The following is a 16,003-nucleotide window of genomic DNA, read 5'->3' as shown; positions in this document are numbered from 1 at the left end:
AAACATTGCAAATTGGAAAGGATGTTGCTTTACAGTCGCTCTTTTCTGTCATTTATGGCATGCTAACGCCCTTGGCCGCAGCGCACCTCCGCACGGCGCGCGCACCGATCAACCGACACCCTCAGCCCCATCGCCATGAAACTTCATGCCAGCAGCACCCAACAATACCAAACCGTCACCGGCTACGATGTAAACGGCGTGGAAATCAATGCCCAGCCTTATGACTATAGCCTGATCGTCATGCCGGAAATGCCGCCGCGGGCCTGGGATGTGGGCAGTTTTGAACAGTTGAGCGAAGCGCATTTTGACCAGATCCTGGCCGATGCCCCCGACGTGGTCATTCTCGGCACCGGCGAGCGCCAGCGCTTCGTGCATCCGAAGCTGACGGCCGCGCTGACCATGCGCCGCATCGGCGTCGAATGCATGGATAGCCAGGCCGCCTGCCGCACCTACAACATCCTCATGGGCGAAGGCCGCAAAGTCACGCTGGCCCTGATCCTGACGCCTGGCGCAGGCAGCGCCACATGAAAATCAACGTCAATGAGCTGCACAGCTCGCGGGTGCTGATGTGGTCCCTGCTGGGCATTTTCATCGTCGTGACCCTGTATGCGCTGGGCGTTCGCACGCTGGTGCCGCCCGACGAGGGCCGCTACGCCGAGATGGCGCGCGAGATGTTCGTCAGCGGCGACTGGATCACCACGCGCCTGAACGGCATCAAGTACTTTGAAAAACCGCCGCTGCAAACGTGGATGAACGCGCTGACCTTCGCCGCCTTTGGCCTGGGCGAGTGGCAGGCACGCCTGTGGACGGGCCTGTGCGGCATCCTCGGCGTCTGCATGACGGCGTATGCGGGCAAGAAGGTCTTCGGTCCGCGCGTGGGGCTGTATGCCGGCCTGGTGCTGGCATCGAGCCTGTTCTGGCTCGCTTCCGGCCAGATCAATTCGCTGGACATGGGCCTGTCGGGCATGATGACCCTGACCCTGACCAGCCTGTTGATCGCCCAGCGCGACGAAGCCACCCACGCTGAACGGCGCAACTGGATGCTGGTCTGCTGGGCCGGCATGGCGCTGGCCGTGCTGGCCAAGGGCCTGATCGGCATCGTGCTGCCCGGCGCCGTGCTGGTGCTGTACTCGCTGTGCGCGCGCGACTGGCGCATCTGGACGCGCTTGCACCTGGTCAAGGGCTTGCTCGTCTTCTTCGCCATCGCCACGCCATGGTTCGTGCTGGTGGCCCTGCGCAATCCGGAGCAGCCGCATTTCTTCTTCATCCACGAGCACTTCCAGCGCTTCCTGATGAAGGGCCACAAGCGCGAAGGCGCCTGGTATTACTTCCTGCTGCTGCTGATTCCCGGCATCCTGCCATGGATAGGCGTGCTGCCGCAAAGTCTGGCGGCCGCCTTCAAGCGCCAGGACGGCGCCTTCCAGCCGCGCCTGATGGTGCTGATCTGGGCTGTCTTCATCTTCTTCTTCTTCAGCTATTCGACCTCGAAGCTGCCCGGCTACATCGTGCCGATCTTCCCGGCGCTGGCGCTGCTGGTGGCGCTGTACCTGGAATCGGCCTCGCGCCGCCAGCGCATGCTGGCCGCCGGCCTGCTGTGCGTGCTGGGCGCGGCCATCCTGATCGGCGGACCGATCGCCTTCGGCAAGGCCAGCGCGCGCGATCCCGCCGCCCTGATCGCCTTGAAGGGCTACCAGCCATGGCTGATGGCGGCCGGCTTCTTTGCCCTCGCCGGCGGCGCACTGGCCCTGCTGCATGCGCGCCAGTTACGGCGCGACATGACCGTGCTGACCATCGCCGGCGCCGGCTTCCTCGCCACGCACTGCATCCTGGCCGGCTCCGAGCTGTATGGCCAGAACCGCGCCGGCACCGATTTGCTGCCGCAGATCCAGGCCGAACTGACGGCCGACACCAAGCTGTATTCGGTGGGCATCTATGAACAGTCGCTGACGTATTACCTGCAGCGCCCCGTGATCCTCGTCGATTACTGGGATGAGTTCACGTTTGGCCTGAAGCAGCAGCCGGAACTGTCCATGCCGACCATCGAGCCTTTCATCGCGCAATGGACGCGCGATGCCGACGCCGGCGTGCACGACATGGCCATCATCAGCCTGGACCGTTACAAACAATTGCAACAACGTGGCGTCCCCATGCGTGTCATTGCCGAGGATGCGCGCCGCATGGTCATTGTGAACAAATAAACATTTTACAGGGGCGCGCGGCAAGGCCGATCGCGCCCCCGGCCAGCTTGCCCCATCCCCGCATCAACGGGATTTTTCCCGCTGAACCGGCTGCGCCGCCAGATTAACGCTTTAGAATAGTCATGCCAGCCAGCGCACGTTGATCGCGCCGGCGGCTTCCGCGACTCCGATACACCGACACACTATTACCCAAGAACAAGACGAGCGACCCATGACCTCTCCCCTGCCCTTTTTGCCTTTTTCCAAACCCACCATCGATGAAGCGACGATCGCCGCCGTCGGCGAGGTGCTGCGCTCCGGCTGGATCACCAGCGGCCCGAAAGTCCAGGCCTTCGAAGCCCAGCTGTCCGAGTATTTCGGCGGGCGTCCCGTGCGCACCTTCAATTCGGGTACCTGCACCATGGAAATCGCGCTGCGCATCGCCGGCATCGGCCCCGGCGACGAAGTCATCACCACGCCCGTGTCGTGGGTAGCGACGGCCAACGTCATCATCGAAGTGGGCGCCACGCCCGTCTTTGCCGACATCGACCCCGTCACCCGGAATATCGACCTCGACAAGCTGGAAGCGGCCATCACGCCCCGCACGAAAGCCATCATCCCCGTCTACCTGTCGGGCCTGCCCGTCGACATGGACCGCCTGTACGCAATCGCCGACAAGTACAAGCTGCGCGTCGTGGAAGACGCGGCGCAGGCATTCGGCTCCGAGTGGAAAGGCAAGCGCATCGGCGCATTCGGCGATTTCGTCTCGTTCAGCTTCCAGGCCAACAAGAACATCACCACGGGCGAAGGCGGCGCACTGGTGCTGAACAACCTGGAAGAGGCGCGGCTGGCCGAGAAATACCGGCTGCAGGGCGTCACGCGCAGCGGCGTCGACGGCATCGACGTCGATGTGCTGGGCGGCAAATACAACATGAGCGACATCATGGCCGCCATCGGCCTGGGCCAGTTCGCCAGTATCGACGCCATCACGGCCCACCGCCGCGCGCTGGCACGCCATTATTTCGAACAGTTCGGCAGCGACTTCGAAGCGCTCAGCGGCGCCCAGCTGCCCGTGCAAGACTTTGACAACAGCAACTGGCACTTGTTCCAGATCATCTTGCCCGACAATGGCCCCGGCACGCGCGCCACGTTCATGCAGCAAATGGCGCAGCAGAACGTGGGAACGGGCTATCATTACGCACCGATCCACTTGTTTACCATGTACCGCGAACGCGGCTTTACCGAAGGCATGTTCCCTGTCGCGGAAAAAATAGGCCGCCTGACGGTGACCCTGCCGATGTTCTACGCCATGACGCCACAGGACGTGGAACGCGCCGTCGCCACCGTCAAATCCATCCTCATCAAGTGAGCAGTGCGCCGATGAAACCTGAACTGTCCATTATCATTCCTATCTACAACGAGCAGGATGGCCTGGCCGCCCTGTTCGCCCGCCTGTATCCGGCGCTCGACGCCTTGCAGGCGAGCTACGAAATCATCTTCGTCAACGACGGCAGCCGCGACAACTCGGTCAGCATCCTGGCCGAGCAGTTTCGCCAGCGGCCCGACGTCACGCGCGTCGTCTTGTTCAACGGCAATTACGGCCAGCACATGGCCATCCTGGCCGGCTTCGAGTCTTCGCGCGGCCAGATCATGATCACGCTCGACGCCGACCTGCAGAATCCGCCCGAGGAAATCGGCAACCTGGTGGCGAAAATGCGCGAAGGCTACGATTACGTGGGCTCGATCCGGCGCAAGCGGCAAGATTCCGCGTGGCGCACCCTGGCCTCGAAAATGATGAACCGCCTGCGCGAGCGCATCACCAACATCAAGATCACGGACCAGGGCAACATGCTGCGCGCGTATGGCCGCAATGTGATCGACCTGGTCAACCAGTGCGCCGAAGTGAACACCTTCGTGCCGGCGCTGGCCTACACGTTTGCCCGCAAACCCACGGAGATCATCGTCGAACACGAGGAACGGGCCGCCGGCGAGTCGAAATACTCGCTGTACAGCCTGATCCGCCTCAATTTCGACCTGGTCACGGGCTTTTCGCTGATTCCCCTGCAAATCTTTTCCATGCTGGGCATGGCCTTGTCGCTGGGCTCGGCGCTGCTGGTGCTCTTCCTGCTCGTGCGCCGCTTCCTGCTGGGCGCAGAAGCCGAAGGCGTGTTTACCCTGTTTGCCATCGCCTTCTTCTTCATGGGCGTGATCCTGTTCGGCATCGGCCTGGTGGGCGAATACGTGGGACGCATCTTCCAGCAAGTGCGCGCCCGTCCCCGCTATGTGGTGCAAACCATTCTGCAGGACGGCATGACCCAGGCGGAAGCCGAGGCGCCATCGTATGTGCGCCTGGAAAAACGCCAGGTGGGCCGTTGATGGCCGCCCCGCGCGCCGTCGTCTTCGGCTACCACAATGTCGGCGTGCGCTGCATCAAGGTGCTGCTGGCGGGCGGCGTCGATATCGCCCTGGTCGTCACGCACGAAGACAACCCGGCGGAAAACCTGTGGTTCGAATCCGTCGCCAGCCTGTGCCAGGCCGAAGGCATCCCCTACATCACGCCGGGCGACGCCCGCGCACCGGAACTGCTGGCGCAGGTGCAGGCGGCCAAACCGGACATGCTGTTCAGTTTTTACTACCGTCACATGTTGCCAGCTAGCATCTTGGAAGTCGCTCCCGCCTACAATATGCACGGCTCGCTGCTGCCGCAGTTCCGCGGCCGCGCGCCCGTCAACTGGGCCGTGCTGCATGGCGCCACGCAAACGGGCGCCACCCTGCATGAAATGACGGTCAAGCCGGACGCCGGCGCCATCGTGGCGCAGACGGCCGTGCCCATCCTGCCCGACGACACGGCCTTCGAAGTCTTCGGCAAGGTCACCGTGGCCGCCGAGCAAACCCTGTGGGGCGTGCTGCCTGCCCTGCTTGATGGCACGGCGCCGCGCCAGCCGAACGATTTGCGCCAGGGCGGCTACTTCGGCGGGCGCAAGCCCGACGATGGCCGCATTGACTGGGGCTTGCCGGCGCAACAGGTTTACAACCTGCACCGCGCCGTCGCGCCCCCTTATCCTGGCGCGTTTACCGAAATCAATCATGTCGTTTACACCATCATCACAGCCCGTTTGAGCAAGCAGACTGCGGGAAGTTTGCCAGCGGGCTTGGCGGTGGTGGATAATTGCATCTTTGGCGTCTGCGGTGACGGCCGCATGCTGGCCATTTCCGCACTGAAGGCCGGTGATGAGACGATTTCGGCCAAGCAATTGCAAGAAAGACTGACCACCAGCGTCAGCACACACTGAACATCACATACGAGAATCTCACATGAAAAAAGTCCTCATCTTAGGCGTCAACGGCTTCATCGGCCACCACCTGTCCAAGCGCATCCTGGAAACCACCGACTGGCATGTCTACGGCATGGACATGAACACGGACCGCATCACGGAATTGCTGGACAATGAAAACTACAAGTCGCGCATGCACTTCTTCGAAGGCGACATCACGATCAACAAGGAATGGGTCGAGTACCACGTCAAGAAATGCGACGTGATCCTGCCGCTGGTGGCCATCGCCACGCCGTCGACCTACGTCAAGCAGCCGCTGCGCGTGTTCGAGCTGGACTTCGAAGCCAACCTGCCGATCGTGCGCTCGGCCGCCAAGTACGGCAAGCACCTGGTCTTCCCGTCGACTTCGGAAGTGTACGGCATGTGCCACGACGAGGAATTCGATCCGGAAAACTCGGAACTGATCTGCGGCCCGATCAACAAGCCGCGCTGGATCTATTCGAACGCCAAGCAGCTGATGGACCGCGTAATCTGGGGCTACGGCATGGAAGGCCTGAACTTCACGCTGTTCCGTCCATTTAACTGGATCGGCGCCGGCCTGGACTCGATCCACACGCCAAAGGAAGGTTCCTCGCGCGTGGTCACGCAATTCTTCGGCCATATCGTGCGCGGCGAAAACATCTCGCTGGTCGACGGCGGTGCGCAAAAACGCGCGTTCACCTACATCGACGACGGCATCGATGCGCTGATCCGCATCATCGCCAACAAGAACGGCATCGCCAGCGGCAAGATTTACAACATTGGCAATCCGGTCAACAATTACTCGATCCGCGACCTGGCCGGCATGATGCTGACCCTGGCTGCCGAATACCCGGAATACGCCGAAGGCGCGAAACACGTGAAAATCGTGGAAACGACCTCGGGCGCCTACTATGGCGCCGGCTACCAGGACGTGCAGAACCGCGTGCCGAAAATCACGAATACCTGCGAAGAGCTGGGCTGGGCGCCGACCACCACCATGGCCGATTCCCTGCGCAATATTTTTGACGCCTACCGCAGCCAGGTAGCCCAAGCCAAAGCCTTGATGGATTAATGTTGAGCAAGCCGTTCCTGACCCTGAAAATCGACGTCGATACCTATCGCGGCACCCGCGAAGGTATGGGCAACCTGGTGCGCATGCTGGGCGCGCACCAGGCCAACGCCACCTTTCTGTTCTCGCTGGGCCCCGACCATACGGGCTGGGCCTTGCGGCGCGCCTTGCGGCCCGGCTTTTTCAGCAAGGTGTCGCGGACTTCCGTGGTCGAGCACTATGGCTTGAAAACATTGATGTATGGCACCTTGCTGCCGGGCCCCGATATCGGCAAGCAATGCGCGGCGCAACTGCGCGCCGTGCGCGACGCCGGTTTCGAGTGCGGCATCCACACGTGGGACCACACCTTGTGGCAAGACAACGTGGCCAAGCGCAACGCCGCCTGGACCATCGCCATGATGCGCAAGGCCGCCAACCGCTACGCGCAGGTGTTCGGCACGCCGGCACGCACGCACGGTGCTGCCGGCTGGCAGATGAATGTCAGCGCCTTTGTCGAGCACGACACGGCCGGCTACCGCTACGCTTCCGATGGCCGCGCCATGCTCGACGCGCGCGGCGCCATGGCGCAGCCGTCGCAAGGTCCGCATCGCGTGCGCAATGGCAACACGATACTCCAGTGCGTGCAATTGCCAACCACCTTGCCCACCCTGGACGAGCTGCTGGGCTGCGAAATCGACGGCAAGCTGATCACGACCGGCAATGTGGCCGCGCATATCCTGTCGCTGACGGCGGACATGCCGCGCGACCACGTGTATACCTTGCATGCGGAACTTGAAGGACAGAAACTCGCCCCCATTTTCGAACAATTGCTGACTGGCTGGAAAGCCCAGGGCTACCAGTTCGCATCGATGGGCGATTATTATGAAAAGATAAAAAATACCGACCTGCCCGTTTGCCCCATCACCTGGGATGAGCTGCCAGGCCGTTCGGGACGCCTGATTGTGCAGGGCAAAGCGGCCTGAATGCTGTATTGTTGCACCTGGATGCGTTGCCAGTTTAAAAACAGCGCTGATGATCACCGTTCAGGAGAGAACCTGTGGCTGATAGCCAATCCCTCGTTAGCATGCCCGACTTTAGCGCCGCAATGACCAGCGGCAAAACCTTTCAGTTGCTGGGCCGTCCGGCCAAGGCCACGGTCCTGTTTTTCTATCCGAAGGACAATACCCCGGGTTGCACCACCGAAAACATTGCGTTTCGCGACGCCTATCCGCAATTCGTCGCCGCCGGCGTGGAAATCTACGGCATCAGCCGCGATTCCCTGCGCTCGCACGAAAGCTTCAAGGCCAAGCTGGAGCTGCCATTCGAGCTCATTTCCGACCCCGACGAGGCCGTTTGCCTGCTGTTTAACGTCATGAAGATGAAACAGATGTACGGCAAGACCGTGCGCGGCGTCGAACGCAGCACGTTTGTGATTGACGCCCAGGGCCGATTGGTGAAAGAATGGAGAGGCGTGAAGGTCGCAACTCACGTGGAAGAAGTGCTGGAATTCGTAGCGCATCTGAATTGATCGTCTGTTTTGATCCAATGCGCGTTGTCGGCTTCCAGCGAGCCTGGTTCAACCGCAGTTCAGTTCACGGTATCTATCGCCATTTTGAGTCAACGAAGCGCCTCTACCCACTCCGCCAGGCGGGCCTGTAGCCCGCCGATGGCGTCCATGACCGGCCATGCCGCCGGCCTTCCGGCAGTTATTCGTCCTGTAGCATTGTTGTTTCCCCCGCATCCACCCCATGAGAAGTGCCGCCAGAAGCTGGCTGCCCATGGGCGATTCATTCCAGAAATTTTTTGATTGAGATCCTGATGCCACTGCCAAAATTACCGAGCAAGCCAGCCACCATCCTGGCCACCCAAGATTACCCAACCGCAGGCGCAGCGCGCCCGGCCACCAAAACCCCGGCAGCCAAGAAAGTGGCCGCACCAATTATTGAAGCGGCGATCGCCGAAGTAGCCAAGCCGGTCCGCAATGCGGCCACCAAGATCAAGCAAGTGGCGGCCCTGATGGTCGCCAAGCCCGTGCCTGCGCCAGCGCCGGTGGCAGCCGCGCCTGCCGCCGCTCCCAAGGCCAAGCCGGCGGCGAAAGCCAAGGCCGAGGTGCCGAGCGCCAAGGTCACGCCGATCAAGTCCGTCAAGCAAGAGCAGCCGCATCCGGCCAAGCACAAGGCGGTCGAAGTACAGCTCAAGTCGTCCGTCAGCCGCGCCGCCGACCAGCGCGGCCTGTCCAAGCTGTTCGTGCTCGACACCAACGTGCTGATGCACGATCCATCGTCGCTGTTCCGCTTCGAGGAACACGATGTGTACCTGCCGATGATGACCCTGGAAGAGTTGGACAACCACAAGAAGGGCATGACGGAAGTGGCGCGCAATGCCCGCCAGGTATCGCGCACCCTGGACGCTCTGATCAGCAACACGGACGACGACGCCATCGAACACGGCATCCCGCTGTCCAAGCTGGGCAACAAGGACGCCAAGGGCCGGTTGTTCTTCCAGACGCGCCTGCAAAGCGCCGACCTGCCGGCAGGCTTGCCAGTCGGCAAGGCCGACAACCAGATCCTGGCCGTCGTGCGCTCGCTGGAATCGGAACAGGAAGGCCGCCCCGTGGTGCTGGTGTCGAAAGACATCAACATGCGCATCAAGGCGCGCGCCCTGGGCTTGCCGGCCGAAGACTACTTCAATGACCATGTGCTGGAAGACACGGACTTGCTGTACTCGGGCATCGTGCAGCTGCCGGACGATTTCTGGAACAAGCACGGCAAGGACATGGAATCCTGGCAGGAAAGCAAGAATGGCTACAGTTCCACGTTCTACCGCGTGACGGGCCCGTTCGTGCCGTCGATGCTGGTGAACCAGTTCATCTACCTGGAACCGAAAAACGGCGAAGCACCGTTCTACGGCCAGGTAAAACAGATCAACGGCAAGACGGCCGTGCTGCAGACCCTGCGCGACTTCAGCCACACGAAGAACAATGTGTGGGGCGTGACGGCGCGCAACCGCGAGCAGAATTTCGCGCTGAACCTGCTGATGAATCCGGAATGCGACTTCGTCACCCTGCTGGGCCAGGCCGGCACCGGCAAGACCCTGCTGGCCCTGGCCGCCGGCCTGGCGCAAGTGCTGGAAACCAAGCTCTACAATGAAATCATCGTCACCCGCGTGACGGTGCCTGTCGGCGAAGACATCGGTTTCCTGCCGGGTACGGAAGAAGAAAAGATGTCGCCATGGATGGGCGCCTTCGACGACAACCTGGAAGTGCTGAACAAGTCCGACTCCGATGGCGGCGAATGGGGCCGTGCGGCAACGCAGGACCTGATCCGTTCGCGCATCAAGATCAAGTCGCTCAACTTCATGCGCGGCCGCACCTTCGTCAACAAGTTCCTCATCATTGACGAAGCACAAAACTTGACGCCGAAGCAAGTCAAGACCCTGGTCACGCGCGCCGGTCCCGGCACGAAGATCCTGTGTCTGGGCAACATCGCGCAGATCGACACGCCGTACCTGACGGAAGGCTCGAGCGGCCTGACCTACGTGGTCGACCGCTTCAAGGGCTGGTCGCACAGCGGCCACGTCACCCTGGCCCGCGGCGAGCGTTCGCGCCTGGCCGACCACGCCAGCGAAGTGCTGTAAGTTTCAGCGGGCGGCGCACGCTGCCCCAGTCATTCAAAAGCCCCGCCTGCAGCGATGCAGGCGGGGCTTTTTTCTTGCTGACAGGCTTATACGGTGTCCTGCCGCCTGATTTCGAACACCTCACCATTTTTCTGCAGCAAGCCGCGCAACAGCAGATCATCGATGCGCACGCGGATCGTATCGCGCAACTGCGGGCTGGTGGCCTTAAAACCGAACAGGCGCGCCACGTACTGGGCAATTTCGACCAATCCTGCGCCATAATTTTTTTGCAACGTGTCAAGGATCGCCACATCGATTTCCTGCGGTGGCAGCATGTCGGGTTTACGCAAGGTGTCGGAAACCACGGCACCGCGGTCACGGATGCTGACGATGGTATCGGCCATGCTCAAAAAACGCTCTGTCATAATTATGCCATCGAAACGTATGGCGGCCTGGATGGCACGTTCCACCGCTGCCTGGATGCGCGCGCCAGTCCGTTTCAAGCCCCACGCAGCGCGCAGACGCACTACGACTTCATCGACGTGCACGGGACCCTCCAGGATGACGATCTGCTTGACTAGGTCACTCAAGGCCGCTACCGACATCTCATGCAGCTCATCAGCATAGGCAGGTTTGGCAGGGATCGCTTCTACATAGGCCGCCGGCCTGTTTGGTCCATTCCTTTCCAAGCCAATCTCGGCATGATCTTCTCGCTCCACGGTAACAACCGACACGCCAGGCTTGCGCTCCTGCCTCCCATGGAGCTCAGCGCGCGCTGCCAGCTCAGTCTTGGCGGCGTCAATGGCCCTCAGCAAGCGCTGCAACTCATTATTAGGCCGTTGAAACCAGTCGAGCCCCCAAATACGGTGGATGATCCAGCCATGGTCTTCCAGCACGGCCTGACGCAAACGATCGCGGTCTCGCGCCGAGCGCGAGCCATGATAGGACTCGCCATCGCACTCGATACCCAACAGATAGCGGCCCGGATGCTGGGCGTCGGCAATACCCAGGTCAATGAAAAACCCGGCGATGCCGACTTGTGGATGGACTTCGTACCCGCAGGCCTTAACTGCATCAGCCACCTGTACCTCAAACGGACTGTCATATTCGCGCCCAGATACACGCGACAAGCCGAGCCTGCCCGTACGCGCGAAATGGAGAAACAACTTGAAGGCCACCACACCCCGGCCCTTGGCACGTTCAAGATCAATATCTTCGTCGGTAATTGAGGCAAACACTTCGCAGCGGCGCTTGGCGCGGCTGATCAATACATTAAGGCGCCGCTCACCGCCCTCGGCACTCAGTGGACCGAAGCGCATGGCCATGTAACCGAGCTTGTTGCGCCCGTAGCCAACCGAGATGAAAATCACATCACGTTCGTCACCCTGCACGTTTTCCAGGTTCTTGATGAAAAACGGCTCGCTGGCATGCTGCTGGAAAAAGTGCTCCACGTCCTGATGCTCACGGCGCAACAACTCCAGTTCATCCTGGATGGCTCGTCGCTGCTTGACCGAAAAAGTCGCCACGCCCAAGGAGTGTTCCGGTGAGTTGCGCGCATGCTCGATAATGGCCACGGCAATGACTCTAGCCTCTTCCGCATTGGTGCCGGTATTGCCGGAATCAAAAACGCCGTTAGCGATATGATGAAACTGCAAACCCATGCCCGCCTCTTGGGTGTAGGGACTGGGTACGATAAACAGCTTGTTTTCATAGAATTGGCTATTCGACACGGCGATCAAGGACTGATGCCGGCTGCGGTAATGCCAACGCAGCATGCGTTGCGGCAATCCACGTGCGGTAAACAACCCCAGAATGCTCTCAATATCGGAGACTTGCGCATCATCGTCCCCATCTTCATCGGGCTCTGCGCTGGTCATCTTGGAAAAAAACTTGGTTGGTGGTAATTGCCGCTCATCACCGACGACGACGACTTGGCGCGAGCGCGCAATAGCCCCCAGCGCATCCACAGGCTGGATCTGGCTGGCCTCGTCCATCACCAATAAATCAAAACTGAGTTGCCCAGGAGGCAGGAACTGGGCAACTGATAGTGGACTCATCATAAATACCGGCTTGAGCGCCTGGATGGCAGGCGCAGCACGCAGCATCAAGCGTCGTATCGGCATATGCCCCTTACGTTTGGCCATTTCACCGCGCAGCACACCCAAGGGACCGATCGCACCGCCTCCCTGTGGAATACGGCGATGGTGTGCTTGCACCACTTCCAGACTGGATGCCGCGATACGCTGGCGGTCCATCTGCGCAAAATCCGCCGCTAGGCGGCCATGGAGGTGGCCGTCAAAATGGGCCAGCGCCTCGTCGCTGCGTACTTGATCAGCAAAAAGCGCTTCGAAATACGCCATTGTGAACGTGCGCATGGCGTCCCTTGGGATCAGGGCACCAGCCTCCAGTTGCGTGACAATTTCACCGATACCCAACTGGCGCGCCTTGGAGCAGCGGTCGCGGTAGATCACCCACTTCGACAACTCTTCGGAAAATTCAATCCACACCGCCATACGCCCGAGCAAGGCAAAGGCAGGCAAATCCAAAATAGCCGGCACCTGAAACAGCTTGTCGCTATTGGTGCATAACTCGCTATAGAGTTCTTCAAGTTCAGTCACGAACTTGTCCTGTGCAGCTTCAAGCTCCAGTGCGCGATGTAGCGGCGCGGTACGATTATCGTGACGCGCGACCATATGGCGCAGGCTAGACTTGGATGCCATCCACACTGTGCTGATGCGCAAATTCTCCCAGTCGGACAATGGCCCCTGCCAATGAGTGCCAAACGCAACTCGGCCCAATTCGCTATTCGCATCAATGCGCCGGCGCAGTTGCTGCACTTCGATCAACAAGTCGAGGCGCGCGATCTTGCCTGAAAGGTCAAGCGGTACATGTGGCATCACAGCTTGGCAGCCGGCCTGGCAAAATGCAAGCCGGGACACTTGCCCGGCCACCACCTCAAGGGCGGAGGCCTCCACGCTAGCCCACTCACGAAAAGCGGGCTCGTCTTTCCAGCCGTTGAACCACAACGCGTCTAGCAGAGGCCGGATTTCCTGCAACAGGCTCTCCAGCAGTGCAGCCCGACGGCTGATTTCCGAGCGGTCCGGCAGCTTGCTGGCGATAATGCGCGGCTGCGCCCCCAAGCCACGCAAGCTGCGCATCCATTCCACCAATGCCAGTAAGGGTGCTGCGCACGATTGCCCCCCCTTCCAGTCTGCACCAAACGCACCGCTACCAAATGTGTTGTTTGACTCAATTCGCTCCAGCAGTTTTCTCGCTTCGCCAAGATGGTCGAGAATTTCAAGCTGTTCGGGCAGTGCTGTGTCCGGGTTACGCAACAGGCCCCTGACCTGCTTGCTAGCAGCGCGCCACTCGCTGCTGACGAAACGCAGCAGGCTGTCGCCGTGGGCGGCCAGAGTCTGGCGCGCCCCAGACAAATCAAGCTGCCAGGCATCGCTGCTGATTTTTCCTTCCAGCCGCGCCTGTAAGGCTTCCAGCGCCACCACGCATTGCGCCAGGTCGGCGGCCTGTTCCACGCCTTGATCCCATACCGTCGAAACAAACACGTCGGGACTGACATCCGGTGCCGTCGCCACTTTCTGCGCCGTCAACACCAGACGATTGATCTCGCTGTAGCTTGCCATTTTGCTGGCAGTATCGACACCGAGCAGACGGCGGAGCAAAGTAATCTCGCCGTCGAGCTTGCTAAATAACGTTTGCAGCGCTACCGCCCGTTCGAATGCCTGTGCGTTCGCGTACTGCGGCAAACCAACCAGTCGCTGGCGCAAGTCAAGCACATCAATCTCCCACGAGTCTGCATGGATTTTTCCCTCCAGAGCGGCCTGCACACTCCGCAATTGGAGGCCATCGTCGACCAGTGCCATTAGGGCATTCGCCTGCTCTCCCCACTCTGGCGCCCGCAGGGCTTCGTTGGCAAGCTTGGGGGCCGCAGCAACGTCGCGCGCCAGCGCCACCAGATAGGTAAGGTCGCGTAGCACCGCCGGTGCCACCGTATCGAGCGACATAGCCAGCTCTGCCTGTTGCTCAGCAAGATCCTTGCAGCGCGCCCGCATGGCCGTGATGCGCGACACTAGGCGCTCCACGTCATTGGGAAGTATCATCTTGAGCGCCACACCTCGCCATGGATGGTCGCCCGGCTCGCCAATGTCAACGATGCGCTGTGCCAATTCCTCAACCACTGCCAGCCGCTGCTGCACCTCGTCAGGCGACCAGCTTTCAGGCTGCTGCAAACGGATATCCACCGGTTTGACATGCTCCAGACGCAATTTGCTCAATTCCCCGATCACTTGATAGGGCGTGAGTCTGGCAGCAGGGTGCCGCAAGTGCAAGCGCGTACTGTGTGCGTTGAGTTGATCACGCGCCACCAGCAACCGACTGTTCAAGGTAGTGGCCGCATCCCCCTTGGGGGAGCCTAGTTCAGACGTACGGCGCAGCTCATCGAGAAACATTTTCTTATTAGCTTTATTACTATGCAATTCAATACAGGCATCGCCAACGCCGGCTTGGTCCAATCGCCGCTTGACCACCTCGAGGGCGGCCATTTTCTCCGCTACGAACAGCACCGTCTTGCCATCAGCAATCGCCGACGCGATGACATTAGCAATAGTTTGAGATTTACCAGTACCGGGCGGCCCCTGGATCACCAAGTTACGGCCAGCGCGTACATCGTGCACGGCCAACGTTTGCGAACTGTCGCAATCGACGATATGCAGCAACTCGGCCGGTGCGATATAGTCGTCCAGGTTGGCGTCTTCGGGAATGTTCGATGCACCAGCTGTAAAACCATCGGATAACAAACTGCGCATCAAGGGTTGATTCGTCAGCTCGCCTTCCGGCCACATGGCCGGATCGAGGTCGCGGTACATCAGGAATTTGGAAAATGAAAAGAAACCGAGCACGATATCGTCGGCATCGACCACCCAGCCTTCTTTCGACCGCACAGTATCCCTGACGGCGTCAATGTAGGCCATGGGATCGAATTCATCGCCAGCTTCATATGCGGGCATCTTTAAATGGTGCACGCGTTCCAAAAAGGCTTCCAGCGATAGATTCGATGAATGCTCTTCCTGGCGCCATTTCAATTTGAATTGCTCTGCGGCGTTGCCCCTTTCCAAGCTGACGGGAATCAGGATCAGCGGCGCGTATCGCACATTCTTTGCATTCAATGGATCGAGCCATTTCAAGGTGCCTAGCGCCAAGAACAAGATATTAACTCCCTGCTCCTCCTCCAAGGTACGTGCATCGAGATACATGTCGAGCAGGCGCTTCTGCAATCCCTTGACGGTCAGCCTAGTTTGCAGGCGCGTATCAGAATGTCGGTTCAAAACACCGCGCGCGTCGACACTGTCATCATGAGCTGGCGCCAATTCCGCGATTTCATCAACGTTAAAGTTGGCATCCGTATTATCAAGTTCAATCTTGCTTGCGGCCCTTCCAGGTAAAAAGTTAAATGGACGACCTTCGGTTACCATCAACCGAAATATCTCGCTCGATTTCTCATCAACCACATCAATGGTGCGTGCGGTGTTAGAGGAGCGTGGAATATTCAGTAATCGGTTGCGTGCAGTCAGGTCCAGCAACTCCGTACGGGCGCGCTCAAGCTTTGCGTCTGCAGACAGACTACCTTGCAGAAAATCTGATTCAAAAGCTGGAGATACTATATCCGAGTCATTCATTATTGCCTCGCTACTTCATCATTAATCTTGAACTACTGAATTTTCACATACAACTTTACTCCCTCAAGGTCATAACGAGCTTAAAGCAGCCGGAATAGTACTGAATTTATGTCAAGTCAATAAATATAGTTGCCAACAAGATACGAACAAAGCTATTTTCAACCTCCATCAAAG

The 16,003-nt window shown here is 59.8% G+C and carries 10 protein-coding genes; 9 read left to right on the top strand and 1 reads right to left on the bottom strand.

Annotated features, from left to right (window positions below; all coding sequences use genetic code 11):
• The first annotated feature begins 135 nt into the window (after window positions 1–135).
• The 9 genes from YQ44_RS05815 (at window position 136) to YQ44_RS05775 (ending at window position 10,157) form a co-directional block, all read left to right on the top strand.
• Window positions 136–528, top strand: coding sequence for an Mth938-like domain-containing protein (locus tag YQ44_RS05815; RefSeq protein ID WP_071322578.1), 393 nt, complete (start codon window positions 136–138; stop codon window positions 526–528).
• Window positions 525–2,198 (top strand): glycosyltransferase family 39 protein, encoded by a 1,674-nt coding sequence (locus YQ44_RS05810; RefSeq protein ID WP_071322577.1) that lies wholly within the window; start codon window positions 525–527, stop codon window positions 2,196–2,198. Before YQ44_RS05815 ends, YQ44_RS05810 begins: the two co-directional genes overlap by 4 nt.
• A gap of 211 nt (window positions 2,199–2,409) precedes the next feature.
• Window positions 2,410–3,546 (top strand): DegT/DnrJ/EryC1/StrS family aminotransferase, encoded by a 1,137-nt coding sequence (locus YQ44_RS05805; protein WP_071322576.1) that lies wholly within the window; start codon window positions 2,410–2,412, stop codon window positions 3,544–3,546.
• An 11-nt stretch (window positions 3,547–3,557) separates the two neighbouring features.
• A complete protein-coding gene (locus YQ44_RS05800; RefSeq protein ID WP_071322575.1) occupies window positions 3,558–4,553 on the top strand; it encodes a glycosyltransferase in 996 nt (331 codons plus the stop codon).
• The gene (locus YQ44_RS05795) at window positions 4,553–5,470 is read left to right on the top strand and encodes a formyltransferase (protein ID WP_071322574.1); all 918 of its coding nucleotides are present in this window, start codon (window positions 4,553–4,555) and stop codon (window positions 5,468–5,470) included. Before YQ44_RS05800 ends, YQ44_RS05795 begins: the two co-directional genes overlap by 1 nt.
• A gap of 22 nt (window positions 5,471–5,492) precedes the next feature.
• Complete coding sequence (locus YQ44_RS05790; RefSeq protein WP_071322573.1) at window positions 5,493–6,545, top strand: bifunctional UDP-4-keto-pentose/UDP-xylose synthase; 1,053 nt, start codon at window positions 5,493–5,495, stop codon at window positions 6,543–6,545.
• Window positions 6,545–7,504, top strand: a complete 960-nt coding sequence (locus tag YQ44_RS05785; protein WP_071322572.1) for a polysaccharide deacetylase family protein — start codon at window positions 6,545–6,547, stop codon at window positions 7,502–7,504. The genes YQ44_RS05790 and YQ44_RS05785 overlap by 1 nt, the downstream gene beginning before the upstream one ends.
• A gap of 101 nt (window positions 7,505–7,605) precedes the next feature.
• Entirely contained in the window at window positions 7,606–8,049 is a 444-nt protein-coding gene (locus YQ44_RS05780) for a peroxiredoxin (protein WP_198043953.1), read from the top strand.
• A 290-nt stretch (window positions 8,050–8,339) separates the two neighbouring features.
• Complete coding sequence (locus YQ44_RS05775; protein WP_071322570.1) at window positions 8,340–10,157, top strand: PhoH family protein; 1,818 nt, start codon at window positions 8,340–8,342, stop codon at window positions 10,155–10,157.
• 86 nt (window positions 10,158–10,243) lie between these two features.
• Here YQ44_RS05775 and YQ44_RS05770 read toward each other — a convergent pair whose 3' ends face one another.
• Entirely contained in the window at window positions 10,244–15,829 is a 5,586-nt protein-coding gene (locus tag YQ44_RS05770) for a DUF3320 domain-containing protein (RefSeq protein ID WP_156894702.1), read from the bottom strand.
• Window positions 15,830–16,003 lie beyond the last annotated feature (174 nt).

Source organism: Janthinobacterium sp. 1_2014MBL_MicDiv (genome assembly GCF_001865675.1).
In the GTDB taxonomy this organism is placed as follows: Bacteria; Pseudomonadota; Gammaproteobacteria; order Burkholderiales; family Burkholderiaceae_D; genus Janthinobacterium.
The sequence above is the reverse complement of the archived record's forward strand: the minus strand, read 5'-3'. Positions and strand labels throughout refer to the sequence as shown.

What these genes read in the sequence shown, in the direction of transcription:
- YQ44_RS05815 (WP_071322578.1), top strand. Translation starts at nt 136, where the DNA reads ATGAAACTTCATGCCAGCAGCACCCAACAATACCAAACCGTCACCGGC.
- YQ44_RS05810 (WP_071322577.1), top strand. Translation starts at nt 525, where the DNA reads ATGAAAATCAACGTCAATGAGCTGCACAGCTCGCGGGTGCTGATGTGG.
- YQ44_RS05805 (WP_071322576.1), top strand. Translation starts at nt 2,410, where the DNA reads ATGACCTCTCCCCTGCCCTTTTTGCCTTTTTCCAAACCCACCATCGAT.
- YQ44_RS05800 (WP_071322575.1), top strand. Translation starts at nt 3,558, where the DNA reads ATGAAACCTGAACTGTCCATTATCATTCCTATCTACAACGAGCAGGAT.
- YQ44_RS05795 (WP_071322574.1), top strand. Translation starts at nt 4,553, where the DNA reads ATGGCCGCCCCGCGCGCCGTCGTCTTCGGCTACCACAATGTCGGCGTG.
- YQ44_RS05790 (WP_071322573.1), top strand. Translation starts at nt 5,493, where the DNA reads ATGAAAAAAGTCCTCATCTTAGGCGTCAACGGCTTCATCGGCCACCAC.
- YQ44_RS05785 (WP_071322572.1), top strand. Translation starts at nt 6,545, where the DNA reads ATGTTGAGCAAGCCGTTCCTGACCCTGAAAATCGACGTCGATACCTAT.
- YQ44_RS05780 (WP_198043953.1), top strand. Translation starts at nt 7,606, where the DNA reads ATGCCCGACTTTAGCGCCGCAATGACCAGCGGCAAAACCTTTCAGTTG.
- YQ44_RS05775 (WP_071322570.1), top strand. Translation starts at nt 8,340, where the DNA reads ATGCCACTGCCAAAATTACCGAGCAAGCCAGCCACCATCCTGGCCACC.
- YQ44_RS05770 (WP_156894702.1), bottom strand. Translation starts at nt 15,829, where the DNA reads ATGAATGACTCGGATATAGTATCTCCAGCTTTTGAATCAGATTTTCTG.